The 22,242-nt window shown below is 55.0% G+C and carries 23 protein-coding genes; 8 read left to right on the top strand and 15 right to left on the bottom strand.

Going from position 1 to position 22,242, the window contains the following annotated elements:
• Nucleotides 1-64 precede the first annotated feature (64 nt).
• Nucleotides 65-847: a helix-turn-helix transcriptional regulator gene (locus ET33_RS27230; protein WP_036689744.1), complete on the bottom strand. Its 783-nt coding sequence runs from the start codon at nucleotides 845-847 to the stop codon at nucleotides 65-67.
• Nucleotides 848-1,024: 177 nt separating this feature from the next.
• Between ET33_RS27230 and pyk the strand changes: the two genes are divergently transcribed.
• Nucleotides 1,025-2,452, top strand: coding sequence for a pyruvate kinase (pyk, locus tag ET33_RS27235; protein WP_036689747.1), 1,428 nt, complete (start codon nucleotides 1,025-1,027; stop codon nucleotides 2,450-2,452).
• An 83-nt stretch (nucleotides 2,453-2,535) separates the two neighbouring features.
• Here the strand turns inward: pyk and ET33_RS27240 are convergent, their stop codons facing one another.
• Nucleotides 2,536-3,327, bottom strand: coding sequence for an alpha/beta fold hydrolase (locus ET33_RS27240; protein ID WP_036689749.1), 792 nt, complete (start codon nucleotides 3,325-3,327; stop codon nucleotides 2,536-2,538).
• 200 nt (nucleotides 3,328-3,527) lie between these two features.
• Nucleotides 3,528-4,469 (bottom strand): protease complex subunit PrcB family protein, encoded by a 942-nt coding sequence (locus tag ET33_RS27245; protein WP_036689752.1) that lies wholly within the window; start codon nucleotides 4,467-4,469, stop codon nucleotides 3,528-3,530.
• Nucleotides 4,470-4,598: 129 nt separating this feature from the next.
• Here ET33_RS27245 and ET33_RS39360 point away from each other — a divergent pair, with 129 nt between their 5' ends.
• The 4 genes from ET33_RS39360 (at nucleotide 4,599) to ET33_RS27260 (ending at nucleotide 8,804) form a co-directional block, all read left to right on the top strand.
• Nucleotides 4,599-4,790: a hypothetical protein gene (locus ET33_RS39360; protein ID WP_152570712.1), complete on the top strand. Its 192-nt coding sequence runs from the start codon at nucleotides 4,599-4,601 to the stop codon at nucleotides 4,788-4,790.
• Between the two features lie 340 nt (nucleotides 4,791-5,130).
• On the top strand, nucleotides 5,131-6,234 hold the full coding sequence (locus tag ET33_RS27250) for a sugar ABC transporter substrate-binding protein (RefSeq protein WP_036689754.1): 1,104 nt from the start codon (nucleotides 5,131-5,133) through the stop codon (nucleotides 6,232-6,234).
• A 73-nt stretch (nucleotides 6,235-6,307) separates the two neighbouring features.
• The gene (locus tag ET33_RS27255; RefSeq protein ID WP_036689757.1) at nucleotides 6,308-7,813 is read left to right on the top strand and encodes a sugar ABC transporter ATP-binding protein; all 1,506 of its coding nucleotides are present in this window, start codon (nucleotides 6,308-6,310) and stop codon (nucleotides 7,811-7,813) included.
• A gap of 4 nt (nucleotides 7,814-7,817) precedes the next feature.
• Nucleotides 7,818-8,804, top strand: coding sequence for an ABC transporter permease (locus tag ET33_RS27260; protein WP_036689841.1), 987 nt, complete (start codon nucleotides 7,818-7,820; stop codon nucleotides 8,802-8,804).
• Between the two features lie 100 nt (nucleotides 8,805-8,904).
• Here the strand turns inward: ET33_RS27260 and ET33_RS27265 are convergent, their stop codons facing one another.
• Complete coding sequence (locus ET33_RS27265) at nucleotides 8,905-9,315, bottom strand: hypothetical protein (protein WP_036689760.1); 411 nt, start codon at nucleotides 9,313-9,315, stop codon at nucleotides 8,905-8,907.
• A gap of 175 nt (nucleotides 9,316-9,490) precedes the next feature.
• On the opposite strand from ET33_RS27265, the gene ET33_RS39365 reads away from it, so the two are divergent.
• Nucleotides 9,491-9,628 (top strand): hypothetical protein, encoded by a 138-nt coding sequence (locus ET33_RS39365; RefSeq protein WP_167336450.1) that lies wholly within the window; start codon nucleotides 9,491-9,493, stop codon nucleotides 9,626-9,628.
• Nucleotides 9,629-9,725: 97 nt separating this feature from the next.
• On the opposite strand, the gene ET33_RS27270 is transcribed toward ET33_RS39365, so the two are convergent.
• The 4 genes from ET33_RS27270 to ET33_RS27285 are packed head-to-tail and all read right to left on the bottom strand — an operon-like array spanning nucleotide 9,726 to nucleotide 12,737.
• Entirely contained in the window at nucleotides 9,726-10,382 is a 657-nt protein-coding gene (locus ET33_RS27270; RefSeq protein WP_036689762.1) for an amino acid ABC transporter permease, read from the bottom strand.
• 30 nt (nucleotides 10,383-10,412) lie between these two features.
• Nucleotides 10,413-11,072: an amino acid ABC transporter permease gene (locus ET33_RS27275; RefSeq protein ID WP_036689765.1), complete on the bottom strand. Its 660-nt coding sequence runs from the start codon at nucleotides 11,070-11,072 to the stop codon at nucleotides 10,413-10,415.
• A gap of 47 nt (nucleotides 11,073-11,119) precedes the next feature.
• Entirely contained in the window at nucleotides 11,120-11,962 is an 843-nt protein-coding gene (locus ET33_RS27280; protein WP_407668119.1) for an ABC transporter substrate-binding protein, read from the bottom strand.
• Between the two features lie 46 nt (nucleotides 11,963-12,008).
• Nucleotides 12,009-12,737 carry an amino acid ABC transporter ATP-binding protein gene (locus ET33_RS27285; RefSeq protein ID WP_036689768.1) on the bottom strand — a complete coding sequence of 243 codons (729 nt, stop codon included), beginning with the start codon at nucleotides 12,735-12,737 and terminating at the stop codon, nucleotides 12,009-12,011.
• Nucleotides 12,738-13,000: 263 nt separating this feature from the next.
• Here ET33_RS27285 and ET33_RS27290 point away from each other — a divergent pair, with 263 nt between their 5' ends.
• Complete coding sequence (locus tag ET33_RS27290) at nucleotides 13,001-14,473, top strand: CAP-associated domain-containing protein (RefSeq protein WP_036689771.1); 1,473 nt, start codon at nucleotides 13,001-13,003, stop codon at nucleotides 14,471-14,473.
• Between the two features lie 63 nt (nucleotides 14,474-14,536).
• Here the strand turns inward: ET33_RS27290 and ET33_RS27295 are convergent, their stop codons facing one another.
• From ET33_RS27295 to ET33_RS40320, 6 genes are all read right to left on the bottom strand, one after another.
• A complete protein-coding gene (locus ET33_RS27295) occupies nucleotides 14,537-16,021 on the bottom strand; it encodes an alkaline phosphatase family protein (RefSeq protein ID WP_036689773.1) in 1,485 nt (494 codons plus the stop codon).
• A 147-nt stretch (nucleotides 16,022-16,168) separates the two neighbouring features.
• Complete coding sequence (locus ET33_RS27300) at nucleotides 16,169-16,948, bottom strand: endonuclease/exonuclease/phosphatase family protein (protein ID WP_036689843.1); 780 nt, start codon at nucleotides 16,946-16,948, stop codon at nucleotides 16,169-16,171.
• A gap of 146 nt (nucleotides 16,949-17,094) precedes the next feature.
• On the bottom strand, nucleotides 17,095-18,342 hold the full coding sequence (locus ET33_RS27305) for an MFS transporter (protein ID WP_036689776.1): 1,248 nt from the start codon (nucleotides 18,340-18,342) through the stop codon (nucleotides 17,095-17,097).
• A gap of 251 nt (nucleotides 18,343-18,593) precedes the next feature.
• On the bottom strand, nucleotides 18,594-19,295 hold the full coding sequence (locus tag ET33_RS27310; RefSeq protein ID WP_036689779.1) for an AIM24 family protein: 702 nt from the start codon (nucleotides 19,293-19,295) through the stop codon (nucleotides 18,594-18,596).
• Nucleotides 19,292-19,801 (bottom strand): coiled-coil domain-containing protein, encoded by a 510-nt coding sequence (locus ET33_RS27315; RefSeq protein WP_036689782.1) that lies wholly within the window; start codon nucleotides 19,799-19,801, stop codon nucleotides 19,292-19,294. Before ET33_RS27315 ends, ET33_RS27310 begins: the two co-directional genes overlap by 4 nt.
• A gap of 229 nt (nucleotides 19,802-20,030) precedes the next feature.
• On the bottom strand, nucleotides 20,031-20,162 hold the full coding sequence (locus ET33_RS40320; protein WP_258959267.1) for a hypothetical protein: 132 nt from the start codon (nucleotides 20,160-20,162) through the stop codon (nucleotides 20,031-20,033).
• Between the two features lie 429 nt (nucleotides 20,163-20,591).
• On the opposite strand from ET33_RS40320, the gene ET33_RS27320 reads away from it, so the two are divergent.
• Nucleotides 20,592-21,065, top strand: coding sequence for a ribonuclease H-like YkuK family protein (locus ET33_RS27320; RefSeq protein WP_036689785.1), 474 nt, complete (start codon nucleotides 20,592-20,594; stop codon nucleotides 21,063-21,065).
• Between the two features lie 329 nt (nucleotides 21,066-21,394).
• Here the strand turns inward: ET33_RS27320 and ET33_RS27330 are convergent, their stop codons facing one another.
• Nucleotides 21,395-22,237: a sugar phosphate isomerase/epimerase family protein gene (locus ET33_RS27330; RefSeq protein ID WP_036689844.1), complete on the bottom strand. Its 843-nt coding sequence runs from the start codon at nucleotides 22,235-22,237 to the stop codon at nucleotides 21,395-21,397.
• Nucleotides 22,238-22,242 lie beyond the last annotated feature (5 nt).

Genomic DNA, 22,242 nt, shown 5'->3' on the forward strand with positions numbered 1-22,242 from the left:
TCACTCACTTTTATATTTTCAGTATACCCCGCCCTCTGAACTTGCGTCAATGGAGAGCTGCCACCTACCGCTTCTTTTCCCGATCGTTCATGTAGAGGGAAGGCTTCTCGCCCGTGATTCGTTTGAAGGTGCGCTGAAAATACGACTGGTCGCAGTAGCCCAGGTGGTCGGCGATATCGCCTATCGTCAGCTCCGAATGCCGGAGCAAATATTTGGACGCTTCGATCCGTAGCGCATGGACGTATTCCCCGATCGTTTGCCCGGTCGTTTCCTTGAAGATCGTTGCCGCATAAGCGGGACTTTTGCCGATAAACCGGCCGAGCTCTTCCTTCGTCACTTTTTCCCGGTAATGCTCTTGAACATACTTTTTCATCTGGGCGGTCTGCGCGCTCTTGACATCCGGCCTGCGGAAGGCGTCATAGTCCCGATTGAACTCAGCCAATAGATCAAGCAGAAGGCTCAGACACTTCACTTGGTAATAATCGGGCCGGTCCGTCCATTGCGCATGCAGCTTCTTCATCAGCCGCAGCAGCAGGTCCATATTTCTCGGCTTGAACACAACCGGTCCGGCTTCGTCCAGCACCGGCAGCCAGCCCTCTTCCGGCTCTGCGGTAAACTCGACGCGGTATTTCTCGTGAGCGACGGTCGGAATGCTCTTGGCATAAAACGGCACGCCGCGCGGCACAAACAGCACGTCGCCTTTTTCCATCACGATCTTCTCGTGGCGGACCCAGTAGCAGCATTTCCCGTAGGCCACGGCATGGAGCGAATAGGCTGAGGGGCTGTCCTCGGAGGCGATGTTCCACCCGTGCCCCAAATCGTGGGCCGAAGCCATGAGCCGAATCATTCCCGAACCTCCTTCACAAGATGATCAAACTATTTTACAAAAAGTGTACTATATTTCATAGTGTAACGGCAATTTTTTCGTTACAATACGGTCATTACAGACATCTTGCACCTGCCCGGAAAATGCGGAGATGACGGAATCCCCGATGTCCGGACAAGCCGAAGGAGAATGAGACCCATGCGAAAAACGAAAATTGTATGTACGATCGGCCCGTCTTGCGAGACGGTGGAGCAGTTGAAAAAGCTGATTGAGGCGGGAATGAACGTCGCCCGGCTGAACTTTGCCCACGGCGAGCCGGCCGAGCACAGCAGCCGCATTGCAAATATCCGGCAAGCCGGGAAAGAACTGAACCGGCCCATTGCCATTATGATCGATATCAAAGGCCCCGAAATCCGCACCGGCAAGCTGATTGACGCCTCGTACACGTTGAAGCAAAACGAGCAGGTCGTGCTGACGACCGAGCCGATTCTCGGGGACGGGCAGCGCATTCCCGTATCGTATCCGGACCTCCCGAAGGATGTGGCTGTCGGCACGTCCATCCTGATTGACGACGGGCTGATCGAGCTGAAGGTGGAAGAAATCGCAGACACGGAAATCCGCTGCCGGATCTTGAACGGCGGTGTCCTGAAGGCGCGCAAAGGCGTCAACCTTCCTGGCGTAAGCACCTCGCTGCCCGGCGTGACAGAGCGGGATATCGAGCACATCCGTTTCGGGGTGCGGGAAGGCATCGATATGATCGCCATGTCGTTCGTCCGCAAAGCGGCAGACGTGCTGGAAGTGCGGCACCTTCTGGAGCAGTATGGGGCGCCTGACATTCAAATCATTTCGAAAATCGAAAACATGGAAGGCGTCGATAATCTGGACGAAATTCTCGAAGCTTCGGACGGCTTGATGGTGGCGCGCGGGGATTTGGGCGTGGAAATTCCGGTTGAAGACGTACCTATTATTCAAAAGCAGATGATCCAAAAGTGCAATCGGGCCGGCAAGCCGGTCATTACGGCAACGCATATGCTCGATTCGATGCAAAACAACCCGCGTCCGACCCGCGCGGAAGCGAGCGACGTCGCCAACGCCGTGTTTGACGGCTCCGACGCCGTGATGCTGTCCGGAGAAACGGCCTCGGGCAAATACCCGGTCGAATCGGTCGCCACGATGGCGCGCATTGCCGAGCAGACCGAATCGTCGCCGGAATACCGCAAGCACAAGCTGGGCCACGTGCTGGTCCGCAGCAGCGTGACCGAGGCGATCAGCCAAGCTGTCGTCGGGTCGGCCGACGATCTGAATGCCAAGGCGATTCTGACCTCCACCGCGACCGGCTTCACCGCCCGCATGGTGTCCAAATATCGTCCTGACGCTCCGATCATAGCGATCACGCCAAATGAAACCGTCATGCGGAATTTGAATCTGGTCTGGGGCGTCGTCCCGATCCTGGGCGAGCCGGTTAGCTCGACGGACGAGCTGTTCTCCTCCGTCGTCAGCCGCGGAATAAAAGAAGGCTTGCTGGAAGCCGACGATCTGGTCGTTATAACGGCCGGGGTGCCTCTCGGAAGCACGGGCACGACCAATCTCATCCAGATCCAGCATGTGTCCGATTTGATGCATTAAAATTAAACGCAAAGGGATGACTAGCGTCCGCGCGTCGAGGCTCAGCCTGACGACGGCCGCCGTCATCCCTTTTTTTCAGTCGATTAAAGCTTCGCCGTAAACGCAAGGACCGCTTGTGCCAGCTCGCCGGGCGCTTCCATCATGCTCATGTGGCCGGCTCCGTCGATCTGGCTGCGCTGAAAAGTCTCCTTGTCGACAGAAAACGTACGCTGCGGCGGAATGATCTGATCGCCCGTTCCGGCGGCAAGCAGCACCGGCACCTGCGCTGCGGACAATACGGCATTGCGGTCCGGCCGCTGCCTCATCCCTTCCAGCGTACGGACCGCGCCCTCCGCGCTGGTGCCCAGGCCGATCTCCTTCGCTTTGCGCACCGCCTCCGGCATCGTCTCCAGATGAGCCGGAGCGAACAGCTTCGGAATCAATCCTTCAATAAACGCCGGCAGCCCTTGCTCCCGGATCGTCTCCATTGCCTTCAGCCGGCCTTCCTTGCCCTTCTCGTCGTCCGGAAACGCGGTCGAATGAAGCAAGCCGAACGCAAGCAGCTTGTCCTCGTGCTTTTCGGCCAGCGCGAGCGTCACGTACCCGCCCAGCGAATGGCCAAGCACGACCGGACGGCCGATATTCAGCCGCTCAATTAACGCGGCGATATCGTCTGCTATCGCCTCCATCGTATACGTCCCTTCGGGGGCGTCGGATGCGCCGTGCCCGCGCAGATCCGGTATAATCAACCGGCAGCGGCCTTCGAGCAGCGGCGCGACTTCGTCATAATAGGCCGAGCTCCCGCAAAAGCCGTGAAGCAAAATGACAGGGGTTCCTTGACCCCGGTCGATGTAGGCCAGCCTCGTGCCGTTTACGTCCGCATACCGCTTGTCCATGGTGAACCACTCCTCTTTTTTCGCACGCTATCGATTAGATAGCTTTTAAGGGTATTATACCCGTTTTACCCGGGAATTTCCCTTGAATCCGGAGCGGCGCCATGATAAACGACAGCACGAAAAAAGAACCGGATATCCGCTCCCTCCCTGGAGATTGGTGGACATCCGGTTCCTTCCTTTTCTTGCGGCGCTCAGGCCGGTTAGGATTTCGGAATGGCTGGGCTGACGCTCGTTGCGGCGGCAGGCTCGGCTACCGGTTTATATTTGGACGATACGTACGTTTCCGCCGTCGGCTCGGTAATCGCCTGGGTGTTCATGCTGTCCGGCTTCGGATCGGTCAAAGTGTACGTAATCACCGCCCGGCCGTCCGCTTCGAACCGGATGCTGCTAATCGCGATACCGTAGCCGCCGGTCGGCTTCTCGCCGCGGGACAGCACGACTTTGTTCACGTCGTCGTTCACTTTTTCCACCGTCACTTTAACGTCTTCCTGCGGCGCCGGCTTTTGCGCATTCGCATACGATTCGACGAACTTAATCGCGCTGTGCAGCCAGACGGCCGCTTCGCCGCGCGTCAGCTCCCGCTTCGGATAAAACTTCGTATCTTCTCCCAACGTGATCAGCTTGTGCAGTACCATCCGCTGCACGCTGCTGCTCACCTTCGGATCGATGTCGTCCTGATCGGCGAAAGCAACGAACATTTCGATCACAGGGTACATCCCTTTCGTATCGATCGCGTGGATTAGCAGATCTGCATACTGCTCGCGGGTAATCGTGCCGTTCGGGTCGACATCCTTCGGAATCGGCAGCCCGTTCAATTGGGCGATCACGAACGATTCGGCGTACCACGCGTTATTCGGCACGTTCGTATAATAGTCCGATGCTTCGGGCTTTTTGATGAAGCGCATCGTATCCATATTCAAATTCAGCCCTTTGACCAGCATATGAACGGTTTGCGCATAGCTGGCTTGGCCCGTTGGGACGAAATGCTCGCCGTCCACTCCACTGACGATTCCGCGCTGCTTCAATGCCATGATCGGCTCCTTCTGATCGGCGCTCAAATCGTTGAATGCCAAAGCCGAACTGGCCGCCAAGCTGCCGAACAGCGCTGCCACCGACAGGAGTGCCACTGTTTTTTTCATCATAATCAAGAACCACCTTTCACCGTTTACTCCGGAGTTATTTACTAGACGGACGGGGTCTGCCAAATGTTGCAGGAAAGCCGATGCAGCAGCGCCCATCCGAGGTATGTTCCGAAAAACGGCGCATAAGCTGTGATAGATACCATTATGAACCTGGAGGGAGCCGGCATGCCCGTAGCGCTCGTGCAAATCGCCTTGTTTCTGATCGTCATCCGTTCCGCGCACATGACGTTCCAACTTTTGTTGCGTCCGAAGAAGCCGTGGCTCGATCTGCTGCATTACGTCTCGATTGCGATCGTGGCCGTGTCGTTTTTGCTTCGTTGAAAACGGCGCTTCCCCTGCTCGCCCCTGGAACGAATCCGTACAATAACCGCTAACCTCCTCCGTTTCATCATCCGATGACGGAGTTTTTTTACATTTTCCCTTATGTTGACGGATAAATATTCGGAAAACGCCCATTTTCCCCGTTCCCAACCGGAGAGGTCTGTGCTACTATGAGTGGTATGATTCGAATTGTCGTATTTTGTAGATTTTTGAAGGATCATCTCTAAAAATATTCCCCTACATATTGACCGTTTATGAATAAGAGTGGTAAAGTATTTATCACCTACTAATTCCATTGGAATTATATAATTACAGTCATTCGGGGGAGGAACTTATCGTCATGTCACATTGGAGAAAAAGCGGCCTGCTGGTACTCATCTTCGTGCTTTCGATCAGCATGATCGCTTGCGGCGCGAAACCGCAGGCTTCGGAGCAAGGCGGAAAGCCGGCGGAAGGCGCGAACGCCCAAAGCAGCGCGGACAACCCGCTTGCGAATAAAAAGATCGCGCTTATTATGCAAATCAACCTCGGCACCTTCTCCGCGCAGTATATCGAAGGCGTGAAGGAGCAGGTCGAGAAGCTCGGCGGCAAAGTAACCGTCACTCCGGCCGATGGCGATCTTGCCAAGATGGCCTCGAACCTCGACGCCGCCATCAACCAGAAGGTCGACGGCATCCTGCTCGACCACGGGACCGCGGCAGCGCTTGAAGCAGGTGTGAAGCGGGCGCTGGAGAAAAAAATCCCGGTCGTCGCCTTCGACGCCGATCTGAAGGTTCCGGGCGTGACCGTGCTGGAGCAGGGCGACGCCAAGATGGCCGAAATGACGCTGGACAAGCTGGCGAAAGACATCAGCGGCAAAGGCAACATCGTGAAAATCTGGGTTGCGGGCTTCGCCCCGATGGAACGCCGTCAAGTCGCTTATAAAGAATTCCAGGACAAAAACAAGGATATTAAGGAAGTCGCCGCTTTCGGCGCCGCTTCGCAGAACACCGCTCTGGACACGCAAGCGCAAATGGAAGCGATCCTGAAGAAATACCCGAACAAAGGCGACATCGCGGCCGTATGGGCCGCTTGGGACGAGTTCGCCAAAGGCGCCTCGCGGGCCATTCAGCAAGCGGGCCGCACGGAAATTAAAGTATATGGCATCGATATGAGCGACGAGGATCTGCAAATGATCCAGGATCAGAAGAGCCCGTGGGTCGCTTCCGCCGCTGTCGATCCGAAGGATATCGGCCGCATTCAGGTTCGTTACCTGTACCAAAAGCTTCACGGCGACCAAACGCCGGACAACGTCGTCCTCGACCCAGTATTCGTCTCCCGCGAGCAGCTGCCGCAGCAGCAAATCTCGACCACTCAGCTCAGCGAGCACGTAAAAGGCTGGGGCAACAGCCAGCAAGGCTACACCGACTGGCTGAAAAAAGCCGAGAAACCGGCGGCCAAGTAACCATCTGAATAACCAATCCCACCCGCTGCGGAGCCGGTGGGATTTTCCGTTGAAGGAGCGTGAGACTGTCCCGATGACCATTTCCGCAGCTCGACTAGAAATGAAAGGCATATCCAAATCGTTCCCCGGCGTCCGGGCGCTGCATCAAATCGATTTCGAGGTGCGCGGCGGCGAAATTCATGCGCTGCTCGGCGCGAACGGAGCCGGAAAAAGCACGCTGATGAAGGTGCTGTCCGGCGCTTACCGGCCCGATGAGGGCAGCATCCTGATCGACGGGGCCGCGTTGTCGATCGCCGGTCCGCTCGACGCCATCCGCAGCGGCATCCAATGCGTGTATCAAGAGGTCGATACGGCACTTGTTCCAAGGCTGACTGTCGCGGAAAACATCATGCTGGACCGGCTCACCGCCGGGCGCGGCTGGATCGATTGGAGCAGTCTGCAGCGGGAAGCTTCCCGCGTGCTGACCGATATCGGCTTGACCGGTCTGGACGTCCGGCAGCAGGCCGGTGAGCTCTCCATCGCCCAAAAGCAGCTGGTGCTGATCGGCCGGGCGCTGGCGCAAAAGGCGAAATTTATTATCTTTGACGAGCCGACCGCCCCGCTCTCTGGCGAAGAAGCCGAGCAGCTCTTCCGCATCATGAACCGGCTGAAAGCCGACGGCGTCGGCTGCATTTTCATCTCGCACCGGCTCGGCGAGGTGTTCCGCATCAGCGACCGGGTCACCGTCATGCGGGACGGGCAGCGCATCTCGACGAAAGCGGCGGCGAGCACGGACGCGCAAGCCGTCGTCGAAGAGATGCTTGGCAAGCCGTTCGAGGAGGAGTTCCCGAAGGCCGAGGTCGCCATCGGCGAGCCGCTGCTCGAAGCGCGCGGTCTGACAAGCGGCACCAAGGTGCGCGGCGTCGATCTGACGGTGCGCCGCGGCGAAATCGTCGGCGTCGTTGGACTGGTCGGCGCGGGCAAAACGGAGCTGTCGCGCCTTCTGTTCGGCGCGGACCCGCTGGATGCAGGCGAGCTGCGGCTGCACGGACGCGGGCTGAAGCTCCGCGCCCCGGTTGATGCCGTTCGCGCTGGGCTTGCGCTCATCCCGGAGGAGCGGCGCAAGCAAGGCGTGCTCGTCGAGCTGTCGGTGAAGGCGAATCTCGCGTTGACGCTCCTTGAGCGGCTCAGCCGGCTCGGCTTCGTCAACCGCCGCAAGGAGACGGAAAATGCGGACGCCCGCATCGCCGAGCTCGGGATTCAGCCGCCAAACCGGGAGCAGCAGGTCAAATATTTGAGCGGCGGCAATCAGCAGAAGGTGGCGGTCGGCAAATGGCTGCCGACGGACGCCGAAGTATATTTGTTCGACGAACCGACCAAAGGCGTCGACATCGGCGCCAAAAGCGATATTTTCCGCTTGATCGGACGACTCGCCCAGGAAGGGAAAGGCATCGTGTACTTATCGTGCGAAATCGCGGAAATTCTCGGCATTGCCGACCGGATTCTCGTCATGAGCTACGGACGGATCGTGAAAGAGCTGTCCCGCGACGAAGCGACGCAGGAGAAAATATTGTACTATGCAAGCAGCGGGGAGGCATAAGCAAGTGAAAGGCAAATGGCTGGATGTTTCTTATAAATACGGGGCCTTGTTCATCATCGCCGCCGTCATTGCGATTTTTTCTATCGTTAACGAAAATTTCTTGTCCTACGACAACATGGCGGACATTCTCCGCTCCATCTCGATTGTTACGTTCATCGCGATCGGCGTGACCTTCTCGCAGATCGTTGACGGGTTCGACCTCTCGGTCGGCTCTACCGTTTCGCTGACGACGGTCGTCACGGCGACGCTGATGGTCTGGTTCCAGCTTCCGCTTATCGTCGTACTCATTGTCCCGCTGCTGATCGGCATCGTCATCGGACTGCTGAATGCGCTCTTGATCGTCAAAGTCCGCATCCCGGACCTGCTGGCGACATTAGCCGTAATGTACATCATCGGCGGCGTGCACAAAACGTATACCCAAGGCTTCTCGATCTATAACAACATGCAGATGACCGACGGATCGAAAGCGCCCGGCAAATTCACCGAGGCGTTCCTCTGGATCGGCCAAGGCAAGCTGCTTGGCATCCCGGTGCCGGTCGTGCTGATGATTATCGCCGTCGTTCTCGTTCACGTCTTTCTGACGTATACCCGCTGGGGCCGCCAAATGTACGTGACCGGCGGCAACCAAGAGGCGGCTCGCCTCTCCGGCATCGCCGTCAACCGCGTGCGCACGTTCGCTTACGTGCTGTCCGGCATCTTCGCCGCCGTCGGCGGCATTCTGTTCGCCGCACGCGTCGGCTCCGGGCAGATCGATGCCGGAGCGCCGCTGCTGATGGAGTCGGTCGCCGCCGTGTTCGTCGGCTTCTCCGTGCTTGGCGCAGGCAAGCCGAATGTGATCGGCACGTTTTTCGGCGCCGTCCTGATCGGCGTGCTGCTGAACGGGCTGACGATGCTCAACCTGCCTTACTACGCCTTTGACATCATCAAAGGATCGGTGCTTGTCTTCGCGCTCGCCATTACGTTCATTCATTTGACGCGGCGCCGCACTTAAAGCTTTTAAATTCGCGTCTATGCCCGCTGCCGGCCGGAACACGCTTCCGTGCCGCAAGCGGGCATTTTTTTCCTCGCAGGCAGCGAACAGCAAGCAGCCTTCAGTCCAGCTTAGCCACGTGCCCCCGGTGGCGGCGGATCAGATCGACGATCTCGTCGTACTGCTCCTCGGCCACCTTCGCGCTCAGCGCGTAGCGGAGCTCCCGGTCGTCCACACCGTCGCCGTCCTTGTCGTGTCCAGTTACGTCCAACGTACCGAAGCCGAAATAAGTGCCGGCGGCCGCCGCGCCGGTTGCGGCAATCGGTCCGGCTTCGCTGCCCGCATAACCGACGCCCGCGGGAATTGTCCCCGTGCCTGCGATAGCAATCGGAAACAGCAGCGGCGTATCGCGGTCCGGCCCCTCGTCCAATTCTCCGATTTCGACCTGCTCCACCCGGTACGTTTGCAGCTTGATCCGAACGTCCTCGGCTTCGTTTTCCGTATGAAAATAAGCTTGGATCGGTTTGCTCATCATCCGTCGCTCCTTTGTATGGAAATGGCTTTCTCTTTTTCCTTACTCCTATGTTGCCCGTTTTTACTCAAGCATGTCCTCTCCATTCATCCTCAAATCGAAGACTTGGATAAAATGATGAAATAATTCGCCCCGCCTCTTGGTACGCTAACCAATAGAATGGAGGTGAGCAGACATGGCAGGAAGAAACAACAAGCCGGACAACGACGGACCGGCCAGCCAGCCGGGACGCCTTGACCAATTCGGCGACAAGCTGGCGGAGGAGACGGTCTCCCGCGAGGCGGGCGCTTGCGACACCGGCAAGAAGAAGTAGCCCCGTAGTCTATGAAAAGAACAGAACCGCTCGCCGGCCCTTCCAAGGAACCCAAGCGAACGGTTCTTTTTTTGACGTCGAACCATTTTATTCCAGTCTACGTTTGCCGGACTTCCAGCCGTTTGGCCAGCAGCGACAACGCGTAGTTGACTACAAAATAGATCAACGCTCCGGCGATAAAAACCGGGATCACCCAGTTCGGGTTTTTCGCGGCTACGATCTGCATATTGTGCATGAGCTCGGCGAGCACGATAACTGTCGCCAGCGACGTATCCTTGAGCAGCGAGATGAACTGGCTGACGAGCGGCGGCACCATCCGGCGCAAGGCCTGCGGCAAAATCACATGCCACAAAGCCTGAATGTAAGTGAGCCCCGACGAGCGGGCCGCTTCCATCTGCCCCTTCTCGATCGACAGCAGGCCGCTGCGGACAATCTCGGCAATCATCGCCGCTTCGAATACGGTAAGCGCTACGATCGCGGCGTACTCGGCATTTTGGAACATTTTCAGCCCGACCTCGGGCAGTGCAAAGCGTGTGAAAAAGATAATGAGCAGGAGCGGCAAATTGCGGACCGTCTCTACGGCCACCGCCAGCGCCTGAGAAAGCACGGGAACGCGCGCATATCTGAGCGTGCCGACGAGAGAGCCGAGGATAAAGCTGAAAATGATCGAGAAAAAGGCCACTTTTAACGTCACATAAAGCCCCTGCATCAAAAACTTGAGATTTTCCGGGGCATAAGCTCCGGCGAAATCCATATCGCTTCCCCCTTCCTCCCGCGCCGGGCGTTAGAACGCCATCCGTTTCTCCAAGTACCGAACGCCGAAGCTTAGCGGAATCGTCAGCGCGAGATAGAACAGCGCGATAAAAATATAGACGCTGAACGTGACGAACGTCTGCGTCGAGACGATGTCGCCGAAATACATCAGGTCCAGACCGGCGACGACGCCCAGCACGGACGTATTTTTGACCAGGTTCAAAAATTGGTTGCCGAGCGGCGGAACGACGATCTTGATCGCTTGGGGGAGCACCACGTGGTGCATCGTTTGCAAGTACGTCAGCCCCGACGAACGGGCTGCCTCCGTCTGGCCCCGCGGAACCGCTTGAATGCCCGCCCGAATCGCCTCCGCAATGAAGGCCGCCGTGTAGATCGATAGCGCGATCGTCCCCGACGTAAAGCCGTCGAACGGCAGGCCGAGCGTCGGAGCCGCCAAATAAATCAACAGAACGATCAGCAGCAGAGGAATGTTGCGGATAAATTCCACGTATGCCGTGCCCAGCCAGTTAAGCGGCTTCAGTGGAGCGATTCGAAATATGGCGATGACCGTTCCCAAAACAAAGCTTGCCAGCAGCGCGATCACGCTCGCTTTGACCGTATTGCCGAAGCCGAGCATGTAGGTATCCCAGTGCTTGATCAAAATATCGAAACGCAGGAGTTGGTCGTTCATGTCCGGTTGAGCCTCCCTTCGGACAACAAGGATGTAAGCTTAGCTTGTTATTTCGCCGGCTTTTCTCCGAACCACTGTTCATACAGCTTGTCGTATTCGCCGCTCGCGTTCAACTCCTTGAGAAACTTATTGACGTAAGCGACAAACTCGCTGTCGCCCTTCTTGATCGCCATCCCGTACGGCTCATCGGTGAAATTGCCCCCGACCAGTTGGAAGTTCGGGTCCTGCTTCACCATCCCGAGCAAAATCGCATTGTCCGTTGTCAGCGCATCCCCTTGACCGGCTTTAAGCGCGGTGAACGCGTCCTGGTAATTGTCGAACTCCAGCACGGTCGCCTCGGGCGCTTTGGCCCGAATGTTGACCGCCGACGTGGAGCCTTTGACCGCCATCACCTTCGTGCCCTTCTTCAGATCGGCGATCGATTGAATCGCGCTGCCTTTCTTCACGAGCAGCGACTGGCCGGCTTTGAAATAAACGTCCGTGAAATCGACCTGCTGCTTGCGCTCTTCGTTGATCGTCATCGTGGCAATTATGATATCGATTTCGCCGTTTTGCAGCATCGGAATGCGCGTTTTGGAGGTAACCTCCTTCAGCTCGACCTTCGTTTCGTCGCCCAAAATGCTTTTCGCCAGCCGCTTGGCGATATCGATATCGAAACCCTCGACCTTACCGGTTCCCGGGTCCTTCAGCCCGAACAGCTTCGTATCGTATTTGACCCCGGCGACAAGCTTGCCGCGTTTCTTAATGGCTTCGATCGTGGAAGCCGCCGCCTCCGGCTTCGTGGGCGTTCCACCCCCGGCTCCCGACTGCTCCGCCGGCTTGGTGCCGCAGCCCGCCATCATCGTCAGCATGAGCATCGAAACGAGCGTTAAGGAAAACAGCTTCTTCATTTTAAGCATTTTCACCATCCAGTCTCCTCCCAATATGAAAATCAGATTAGTGATTCAACACCCGGCTAAGAAACGTGCGCGCCCGCTCCTCGCGCGGACTTTCGAAAAATTCGGCCGGAGGCGTCGTCTCGAGAATTTGCCCTTGATCCATAAAGACGATCCGGTCGGCCACTTCACGGGCAAAGCCCATCTCGTGGGTGACGACGACCATCGTCATGCCTTCTTGGGCCAAGTCGCGCATGACGTCGAGCACTTCTCCAATCATCTCCGGATCGAGCGCCGACGTAGGCTCGTCGAACAGCATGATCTTCGGCTTCATGGCGAGCCCGCGCGCTATCGCCACGCGCTGCTGCTGCCCGCCTGACAGCTGCGACGGATAGGATTTCGCCTTGTCGGGAATGCCGACTTTGTTCAAATAATTCATGGCCGTTTTCTCGGCCTCCCGACGCGAGAGACCGAGTACCTTCATCGGGGCCAGCGTGATGTTCTCCAGCACCGTGCGGTGCGGATATAGGTTAAAATGCTGGAAGACCATGCCGATGTTGCGCCGCAGACTGTTGATGTCGGTTTTCTTGTCGTGAACCTTGATATGGTTTACCGTCAGCTCCCCTCCGGATATCGTCTCCAGCCGGTTGATGCAGCGGAGCAGTGTGCTTTTTCCCGAACCGGACGGTCCGATCACGACGACGACCTCGCCCGGTTCAATGGTCAAATTGATGTTTTTCAATACGTGAAAATGACCATAGTGCTTGTTCACATCCCGGAATTGAATCAAGACGCAACCCCCTTTGTGCATATCGGCTTTGAAGGATGATGCTTTTTTTGTCCTACGGTCTCAGATTAAGTATGCGGGCTCGCCGCAAATTATGACTTGGCAATCGAAGTTTCTTTTGAAAGCAAGCGCTTTCAGTCAACTTTTTATTGCGGCTGCCGCCCCCTTGTACCGCCCCTTGCTGGTTAAGATTAACATAGACAAGGAAAGAAACGGCTTATATAGTTAATGGAAACGATATCATCAGGCAAAAGGAGGAATGCGTTTTGAACAAACGTTGGTTAACCTATGCTCTGACCATGGCATTAAGCTTCGCTTCTGTCTTTTCCGCTTCCATCCCTTCGAATGCCGCCGACGCTTCGGCGTTTACCGATACAAGCCGTCACTGGGGCGCCGAAACGATCTCGTGGGCGGTGCAAAACGGCATCGTCAACGGTTACGAGGACGGTACGTTTCGTCCGAATGCCGTCGTTTCCGAGCCGGAATTTCTCGCGATGCTGCTGCGCGCCTATCCGGACAATGCCATGCCCGCGCCCGAATCCGGGGCCCCGTGGTACGAGCCTTATTATTCCTATGCCGCCACCCGCCATTGGCCGCTGCTCCAAAATACGGACCGGAATTCCTACAACCGCGGCCATGTCGCCCGGCTGATCGCAGCAACGCAGCAGCAAGCGCTCAATTTGAACGATTCCATCCGCTACCTGCTCGATAAAGGGCTGTCCCGGGGGAAAACGGCTGCGACCGTCGAAGGCTACAAAGCGGCGGATCGCCTGTCGCGGGCGGAAGCGGTTCAATTCATCCGCAATCTGAAGCAAAACGTTTCCGCGCTCCGTCCCGCCCCCGATTCTTCCAAGGAAGCATCGGACGTACCATCGGCCTCCCAAGCTCAAGCCGTCGTCTCGGTCAAAGGCGTGGCCATCGGTGATTCCGCCGATGCGGTCGTGCAGAAGCTGGGGCAGCCGGCGCGGAAAGACGCAAGCGAATATAGCTTCCAATGGTATATTTACAACCAGGACTATAAAGATTATGCCCAAATCGGCGTAAGCGGCGGCAAAGTCGTTGCCTTGTATTCGCCGTCAGCCAACTGGCGCACGGACAGCGGGATCGCAGACGGCACGAGCAAAGCCCAAGTCGAGAAGCAGTACGGCCGTCCTGTCTCCTATATTATGAAGGGAAATACCCGCTTCATGATCAATTACGGTAAAGGCGAATACGGCACGTACGAAATCGCCGGAGCTTACGTCACCTTTTTCTACGATATCCAACGCGGCAGCATGGTCACGGGCTTGCAGGTTATCGAAAAGCCGACGGAGCAGGCGTTTGCTTCCTTTTATCCGGAAGGCAGCGACAGGCTCGCACGCTCGTTCGAGCTTCAGAGCTTCGATCTCGCCAACGCCACCCGGGTGAAGTTCGGTTTGCAGCCGTTCGTCTGGGACGACAAAGCGGCGGAAACGGCCCGTAAGCACAGTCAGGATATGGGAGCCCAAGGCTACTTCGACCATAACGATCCGAGCGGACACAGCCCGTTCGACCGGATGAAGCAGGACGGCATTACGTACCGTGCTGCAGCCGAGAATATCGCCGCCGGACAAGCCAGCGCCATCTTCGCACACCACGGCTGGATGAACTCGGAGGGCCACCGCAAAAACCTGCTGAGCGACATCAAGCGTCTTGGCGTAGGCGTCAGCTTCGGCGGCTCGATGCACATTTACTACACACAAAACTTTTACACTCCGTAACCCCGTTTGGAACAGCAAACGCCCCGTTCCCGGCGATTCATCGCCGGACAGCGAGGCGTTTTTTCATTCGATACACTTTCCACTATCGTCAAACTCAGCAAGCTCGATAATAAATGATTTTAAATCAACCAGTCGCGTCGGTTCCTTCACAGGATTCTCCGTTCCGGCCACGATCAGCGGGATCAGAGAATCATACTTATGCAACGACCCGTGGCTTCCCCCATTCAAATGTAGGGGATAGAGCCTGCTTTTAAATTGATATCTCGGCCGGGCGGTAATCGCAAACATGAAAATATCTTGCGAATACAGCGCACCGTACAACCTGGAGAGCGCATCGGGATAATCCCCGTAACTCATATTCCCCTGTTCGAAATGCAAGTCCAACGTCGCCCACTCGCCGTCTATCGTCCACTTGGCACCATAAATGTCTTCTATATTTCCGCCCGATCTAAAATAAACTTCCCGGCCGGAGCCGCCCTCCCTCACAACCACGCCTTGATTCGCTTTCCAAGCGATCAGGTCAATTCGCGATTCCGATGAAAGCTGCTGCAAAATTTGCTGTTGTTTATCCGGCTTCAAAGGATAGACGTATGCCATCCGCTCATTATTGCAGACGATCAAGTCAGGATCTTTCACTTCTTCCCCTAATTGATGAACCCGAAAGGGAGCGAAAAGCTTGTCGAGGTCTATATTATAGCTTTGTTCCTTTCCGATTCTCGTTTGTCCGTGATCGCTCGTCACAATAAATACACATTGGTTGATGGCATCGTCCCAAGATCCGTATAAATTTAAAATCTCCTGGATGTGCCGATCCACGCGGATTAAAGCCTCCTCGGCGTGAGCAGGGTTTTTCTTATGGACTTCACGGTCGTTATCCGGAAGATAAACCAGCATAAAATCCGGTTGACGATTGGATTGAACAAGCGTTTTCGTTACGTTTACCGCATAGGTGTCATTAATCCCGTACATATGTCTCGTGCTTTTCAGCTTACGGGGAATGGTCCGATCGAGATCGGTCTGAACCATCGCTCCCAATGTTAAAACTTCCGGTCCGTTAATATCTTCGACCATGCGAAACCCGGTTGCCAGATTCACCAAGAAGGGAAGTCGTATACGATGTTTTTTACTTCCACGGTGAATAACCGTATTAACGGAGGCGGATGTCTTTCCCCTCAACGTCAGCTCCTCGAACAAAGTGGTCACTTGCTTGCTCAAATGCTTCTCATTGAGGTTATATAGAACGTTTTTGACACAATTCGAAAATCCAAGTTTTCGAACACACTTCCATCCGTTTAAGTAATTGATAATCGCTTTCTGTTGAGGATCATACCAAATGAGCCCGGGAATCCGGTGTACATCGGGAAAAACCCCGGTCAGCAAAGAACTGTCCACGGAAGCGGTCATCGTAGGAAAAACCGTTACACAATCCGGCCAATACCTTCCGCGATCCTTCAAAAATTGAAGAGCCGGTACGGTTTTGTTTCGCATACACTCTTCCAGTACGCTCGGGATTAACGAATCCACCAGAAGAAGGATTACTTTTTTCATCACCACCGGCTTCCCTTCTTAATGCACTGTCATATCAGCTCCAGAGCAGCTTTCGCTCCGGCAAGAGGATTTATGTATAACCTTTCCTTTGTACCAATGATTTCTCTGGTATTTTTGCATGATTAACCGAACTTTATGCAGAGGCCCTCAATTCAGGATTAACGTCGCAATTAACGGTAAATGGTCAGAGGCTGCCGGTATCTTTTTAATCACCTCTACGGAAACAACATCGATATCCCGACTGGTGAAAATGTAATCAATCTGCAGAACGGGACGTAACGACGGAAACGTGTTGCAAGAGGTCTGTGTCGCCAAATAACAGTCCTGAAAAATTCCCGCTATTTTTCTCCATGCTTTACCGCCGCGCTTCATATTCCAATTTCCTGCGATGATAACAGGCGGACGGTCCTTCGTAATTTTGCCCGCGATAAAATCGATTTGTTTATGGCGTATGCCCGGATTCAAACTGAGGTGGGTAACATACATTTTGAGCGGTCTATCGATCATGAGCATGTCGGCCTCCAATAAAGATCGGCCTTCCATCATACCGAAGTCCATAAGATGGTTCATACTCGAAACGATAGGATGACGGGACAAGAGGGCGTTTCCATACTGTCTGATCACAGAGCTGTCTTGTTGCTTCAATGTAATGGCCGCTCCGAAGGCCGATTGCATCTTTAACCGTTCCGCTAACCAAGAGACTTGATCCATGTAGCCGCTTCTTTTGGAAAAGTATCGATCGACTTCATTTAGAGCGATGAAGTCCGCTTCGCTTTCTTCTACAGCTTCGGCGATTCGGTTCAAGTTCAGTTTTCCGTCTATTCCTCTTCCATGGTGCATATTGAACGTAATAACCTTGATCTGCAACTCTATCCCCGGCTTTCCGATTTGATCTAGGAGACGCTCCCAAAAATCAGCATTAACCATATTGATGAGTATCAATCAGTAGAAAAAATATTTTTGGGATGGTATATATACCCTGAAAATGAATAAAGCCCTCGGTCTTTTAGACCGAAGGCTTAGCGTGTACTTATTATATGCAGGCTCGACTTTACTTTGCGATTGCTGTCCGTTTAGTGACTGCCCGCTTCCCCTTCGGGCACTCCGGCTTTTGCCGGCATACGCATGACCGGAAGCATGACGAGCACGCCCAGTGCAAACAGAACGGCCGACGCTTCATACATCCCCACGATCGAAAACAGCTCCTTCAGCTTGCCGGCCAAGCTCATCGTCACGACCATCGAGCCCATAAAAATCGGACTCAAAATGCCGTTCACCCGTCCGACAAACGCCGCGTCCGTATTTTGCAAAATAAGCGTATTAATGCCGATCTGAATACATGGCAGCACCAAGCCTGCGAGAAACTGGGCGAACAGCGTAAACCACAGCACCGTCGAAAAGCCCGTAAGAGCCGTACTTACGGCGCTGACCGTCAAGCCGATCATGAGCAGCACTTGGGGTGCGAACTTCTTCGACAGCCCCATGGCAAGTCCGCCGCCCACAATCATCGCTATGCCGCTCGCGGTCATCAGCCATTGCAAATTCTCCTTATGCAGCCCAAGTCTTTCCGTGACCAAAAAGACGCCGAGCGGCTGAATAAAGCCGATCGCGAAACCGGCGATCATAAAGCAAAGACCGAGCGTAGTCAGCAGCTTGCGGGACAGCACATAGCGGAAGCCGGCGGCCATTTCCTCGCGAATCGAAGTGCGCTCCTTGGCAGTCTCCACTTCGGCATCCGGCGGCAGCAGAACAAGTACCAAGGCGGACAGCAGAAAAGCGACGCCCATGATGGCGATGGCTACCACAATGCCGTAACGCTGATAGACGAAAGTACCGAGAATCGGCCCCAGCACCATGAACAGCGCGAACATCGTCTGATAAATCGACATGCCCGCTTGAAGGAGCGCCTCGGGCACGTGCAGCTTGAACAGGCGCATCCCCGAAGGCTGCGAGAACTGGGAGAGGATGGCCGAGACCAGTGTGGCGAAAAATACGGCCTTCCAGGTGCCGTATACCAGAGTGAGCAGCACGGCAAAAACGGATGCCGCACTGAGAATATCGCACCAGACCATCGTCCGCTTCGGCCTCCAGCGGTCCGCAAACGTACCTCCGATAAACGAGAAAATAAAGATCGGCACAAATTCAGCCACCGAGATCATCGAAACGGCGAACGCATCTCCGTTCGTCTTATCTACGACAAACAGCAAAATGGAAAAGTTGCGCACCCAAATGCCGATTTGCAGCAGCAAGCCCGACAGCAGGATGACTTGTACAAACCGGTTGCGAAATAAATTGCCCATTCCCGGCGCAGAGGTGGTCATAGGTTCTCAATCCTTTCTCTTGATGAAGCTGTTTTTACAGAATTTGAAAAGCAATCCACAGGAAACCATAATTAATACGCAGCCAATCCAAAAAAGGTTGCTTTTCCATCCAACAGCGGACAAAAATAAGGGCCGGACAGCTAAAGCCGTACGGCCATCTTATCTTGGGTGCAGCGGACTTGGATCGTAAACACGAAGACAGCTCCGTTTCCCGGAGAAGATTCCGCCCGTATGCTGCCGCCCACTAAATTTTACTTTATAATGACTCCGCCGAACGGAAGCGCTTCTCTCAAAATCCGTTTGAACAAGGAGTCGCCCTGCAAAGGGTCGGCCAGCCCGAATCGCGGTCTGGAAGGCTGCAAAAGCACCTTGCCCGAGCCGGTAATTTCCCAATGGTAGTTCATGCGCTGGCTTGCAAGCGGGTTGCCGTACACGCACAGCTGCAGCTTGGCTTCCTCCGGATAAGCGACGAGACAGCCGATATCGACATAGACCGGTTCCGACGGATCGATCGTTAGCTCACATAAAGGACCGCAGCTAAGCAGACCGAGCGTGCCGCCACCGGAAAATTTCATCCGTATCCAATCCTGCGTTACAACGGCTTGCTTGATTTTTTGGAACCGGCTCTGCAGCTTCATCCCCTCGCTATACAGCAGCACATACCGGATGTCGAACAGCAGGCTGCTATCCTCCGGCAGCTCCATCGCCCGGAAGCTGTAGCCTGCCGGAACGCCCAGCACAAAGCGCGCAGGGCCGGTCAAACGCGACTCGATCCAACGCTTCTTCCGATAAATTCCGGCCACATTCAGCAGACGGTCCTCCCGGCTCCCGGAACGGCCCTGAAAGGCGATGATCTGCTTCGGATGCAGCACCAAGGCGGCTTCGCCGACGGCAAGCTCTACGGCTGCCGCTTGTCCTTCGCTTCCGGCTCCTTCTTCCACATGAATCTTCATCCGTTCCCTCCCCGGTGGCTTGCGCTGCGGTTCCGACGCCATACGGCCAGCCGGATCACGCGCATCAGAACAAAATAGAGCACCACAAGCAGTACTCCCGTCAGCGCCGTTCGAACGATTTGTCTCGTGCGCTGCGCACTCGCCTGCTCCGCCTCTTCCAAACGCCGGATCAGCTGCTCCAACTGCTCGTTTCGGCTTCGAAGCTCGCGATTTTCTTCCATCAGCCGCTGCTCCGTCGCTTTGTATTGCTCCGCGGCTTCCTCTGAGCGCTTGAGCGTCGTCTCAAGCCGTTCCCGGTTTCGCTCCAGCTCCTGCTTCGTCTCATTATATTGATTCTGAAGTTGTCCGATCTGCTCCGGCATGTCGTAAATGTCTTTCACCCGGTCCATAAAACCTGCTTGCGCGATAGGCCAGGGAAGCGTCAGCAGCAGAAAAAGACAAGCCGTCCCCGCTTTGGCCTTGATTCCCCATTCCGGTTTTTTGGACGGGCCCGGCATCATTTTCATACGTGCTCTCTCCCCTTCCTATCGTACGAATAACAGGCGTATTTCCTTTATTTTACCTGTTTTTTCGACAAAAAGGAACATACCCCCAATGCCAGAGGATAAAGAAAAGACCGCGTTCTTCCGGAAGCTTTCGCCTGCGGAAAGTGCGGTCTTATGACGATAGACAAACGGAGGAGCAAGACGTCCGGGACGAGTCCCCAGGCCATCTTCGCAGCACTCTGCCCAATCATTAGATGATATGATAACGAAATAAATATTCTACAGCGGAACCTGCAAGCCTCATCCACCCGATAGCGGATACCCACAGCGGTATACTGAGCATCGTTCCTATAACAAGTCCGACGGAAAATCTTCCCTCCATGGCGCTAAGCCTCCTTTTACAGCGATGCCGCTGACAGGTTAATTCCATTATATGATGAAAGCGCTCTATTTTGAATTATTTTTCAGAATTTTATTGAAATTTACCAATGTCGAATGATTTGAATTTAATCTCCCGTTACTTTACAATAAAAGAGGATGTTTTTTTAATTGGCCTGGGCCGTAAGGCTTAGGCCCTTTTTTAAGGGACCTGGCTCCTTTATACAAACGGCTTGCGTTTAACAAGCTCTACTCTATTCCACCGATCCTCTTTTTTTCACCTCGTTTGGTCCTTTACTATTCCGTTGATTATTCGTTGCATTCCAAGTTCCGATTCCAGTCGATCCGCTGCAAATTTAAACTATTTTAACGTTTTTTGGCGTAAACTATAGCTATGGGGTCATTTTCAATCTTGGAGGGAGTTGGATGACAGATGATGTTCCTTAGCCCGACTAGAGGTTCCGTTGCATTGGAGGAAATGGTTAAAATCCTGCACGACTTTGTCCAAGAAGATCAGGAAGCAAGCTATAAATTGGTTATCGGAACGGATTCCCATACGACCCGGCGCAGCACAACGCTCGTCACGGCCGTTATCATTCACCGGATCGGCAAGGGAGCCCGCTTTTTTTATCGCAAACGGAGCAGCCGTCCGCTCTTCGATCTGCGCACGCGCATTTACCGCGAAACCGAGCTCAGTCTGGAGCTGGTCGAGCTGCTGAACCGCAGCGGAATGAGCGATCTGACTTCCCAGTGGCCGCTGGAAATTCACATCGACATCGGCCAGCAGGGCGAGACGAAGGTGCTGATTCAGGAAATTTGCGGCTGGGTCACTTCTATCGGCTACGAAGCGCGGATTAAGCCGATGTCGTTTGGCGCCAGCTCGGTGGCGGACCGATTTGCGGAGTGAACGCAAAAAAGAGGGCTTGGATGCCCTTCGGAGTGTTGAGAAAGTGTCAGGTGAGATAATAGAGGTGTACGTGGGGGTGGGGTATCCACTTCCGACCGCTGCTCCACCCCACAAAGTGAAGTTGAATCGGGGAAGCTTAGTCCGATTACTTTGCGGGGACCCCGGGTTCTCGGGAAATTTTGATTGGAAGCCGCTTATCAGCGGACATTTCCCGAAGACAAAGGCGGGCGCTATCGCTTCTCAAGTGGATACCCCACCTCTGTATGTCTCTCTCTATTCTTAGTCAAAAACCGCATTCTCGCCCCCGTTGTCTGCCCTCTTTTTTGCGTCTATATAATAGTAGATAAAATTCGGTCCAGGTTTGCGACCGAACGGATAGCGCCGGATTTTTGCTCGTCGTCGCCTTCGTACTCGACGGTCAGCCAGCCGTCGTAGTCAGCTTGACGCAATCTAGTAATTAAGCTGTTCAGGTCGATGCTGCCTTCGCCGGCGATACGTCCGGCAAATCGGTCGCCGGACAATGCTTGATATGAACGCCCTGTGTAATTATCGTCCACGCGGACGAAGTCCTTGAAGTGCACATGGGCGACTTGCGCATGCAGCGTCTCCAGCGCTTCTCCCGGGTGCTCGTTCACGAGCAGGAAGTTGCCCGTATCGAACGTGCTGCGCAGGAACGGCGAGTCCACTTCCCGCAAGATGTCGAGCACCTGATCGGCCTTTCCGGCGAATACGCCGTGGTTTTCCAGACACAGCAGAACGTCCTTCTCCGCAGCGTAGGCAGCAGCTTCCCTCAGTCCTTCGACGATCCAGCCTTTGACCTCGTCATAGGAGCTGCCGTCCGGCGGCACGTCGCCGGCAAAGACGCGGACGATGCGGGTACCGAGTGTCCGGGCCAAATCGACCGCGCCCGTAATCCCGCGAACCTGCTCTGCCCGCTTGGCCGGATCGCTGAAGGAAAAATTGTTGGACGCCCCGATTGCGGCTACTTCCAAGTGATGGCGGTCGAGCGCAGCGCGGAAGCTTTCCAGCTCCTCCGGCTTCCAATACCGCGTCAGCACCTCAATGCCGGTCGCTTTCGTCTCATTGACCACAAATTCAGCCAAATCCTCGTGCGACCACTCGCCGCTGTTAAAATAAGAATGAACACTCCATACGCTCAGCGCAATTTTCATGCTCG

This window comes from Paenibacillus tyrphae (genome assembly GCF_000722545.1).
GTDB classification, from domain to species: Bacteria; Bacillota; Bacilli; order Paenibacillales; family NBRC-103111; genus Paenibacillus_G; species Paenibacillus_G tyrfis.

What these genes read in the sequence shown, in the direction of transcription:
- ET33_RS27230 (WP_036689744.1), bottom strand. Translation starts at nt 847, where the DNA reads ATGATTCGGCTCATGGCTTCGGCCCACGATTTGGGGCACGGGTGGAAC.
- pyk (WP_036689747.1), top strand. Translation starts at nt 1,025, where the DNA reads ATGCGAAAAACGAAAATTGTATGTACGATCGGCCCGTCTTGCGAGACG.
- ET33_RS27240 (WP_036689749.1), bottom strand. Translation starts at nt 3,327, where the DNA reads ATGGACAAGCGGTATGCGGACGTAAACGGCACGAGGCTGGCCTACATC.
- ET33_RS27245 (WP_036689752.1), bottom strand. Translation starts at nt 4,469, where the DNA reads ATGATGAAAAAAACAGTGGCACTCCTGTCGGTGGCAGCGCTGTTCGGC.
- ET33_RS27250 (WP_036689754.1), top strand. Translation starts at nt 5,131, where the DNA reads ATGTCACATTGGAGAAAAAGCGGCCTGCTGGTACTCATCTTCGTGCTT.
- ET33_RS27255 (WP_036689757.1), top strand. Translation starts at nt 6,308, where the DNA reads ATGACCATTTCCGCAGCTCGACTAGAAATGAAAGGCATATCCAAATCG.
- ET33_RS27265 (WP_036689760.1), bottom strand. Translation starts at nt 9,315, where the DNA reads ATGAGCAAACCGATCCAAGCTTATTTTCATACGGAAAACGAAGCCGAG.
- ET33_RS39365 (WP_167336450.1), top strand. Translation starts at nt 9,491, where the DNA reads ATGGCAGGAAGAAACAACAAGCCGGACAACGACGGACCGGCCAGCCAG.
- ET33_RS27270 (WP_036689762.1), bottom strand. Translation starts at nt 10,382, where the DNA reads ATGGATTTCGCCGGAGCTTATGCCCCGGAAAATCTCAAGTTTTTGATG.
- ET33_RS27275 (WP_036689765.1), bottom strand. Translation starts at nt 11,072, where the DNA reads ATGAACGACCAACTCCTGCGTTTCGATATTTTGATCAAGCACTGGGAT.
- ET33_RS27280 (WP_407668119.1), bottom strand. Translation starts at nt 11,962, where the DNA reads ATGAAGAAGCTGTTTTCCTTAACGCTCGTTTCGATGCTCATGCTGACG.
- ET33_RS27295 (WP_036689773.1), bottom strand. Translation starts at nt 16,021, where the DNA reads ATGAAAAAAGTAATCCTTCTTCTGGTGGATTCGTTAATCCCGAGCGTA.
- ET33_RS27300 (WP_036689843.1), bottom strand. Translation starts at nt 16,948, where the DNA reads ATGGTTAATGCTGATTTTTGGGAGCGTCTCCTAGATCAAATCGGAAAG.
- ET33_RS27305 (WP_036689776.1), bottom strand. Translation starts at nt 18,342, where the DNA reads ATGACCACCTCTGCGCCGGGAATGGGCAATTTATTTCGCAACCGGTTT.
- ET33_RS27310 (WP_036689779.1), bottom strand. Translation starts at nt 19,295, where the DNA reads ATGAAGATTCATGTGGAAGAAGGAGCCGGAAGCGAAGGACAAGCGGCA.
- ET33_RS27315 (WP_036689782.1), bottom strand. Translation starts at nt 19,801, where the DNA reads ATGAAAATGATGCCGGGCCCGTCCAAAAAACCGGAATGGGGAATCAAG.
- ET33_RS40320 (WP_258959267.1), bottom strand. Translation starts at nt 20,162, where the DNA reads ATGGAGGGAAGATTTTCCGTCGGACTTGTTATAGGAACGATGCTCAGT.
- ET33_RS27320 (WP_036689785.1), top strand. Translation starts at nt 20,592, where the DNA reads ATGATGTTCCTTAGCCCGACTAGAGGTTCCGTTGCATTGGAGGAAATG.
- ET33_RS27330 (WP_036689844.1), bottom strand. Translation starts at nt 22,237, where the DNA reads ATGAAAATTGCGCTGAGCGTATGGAGTGTTCATTCTTATTTTAACAGC.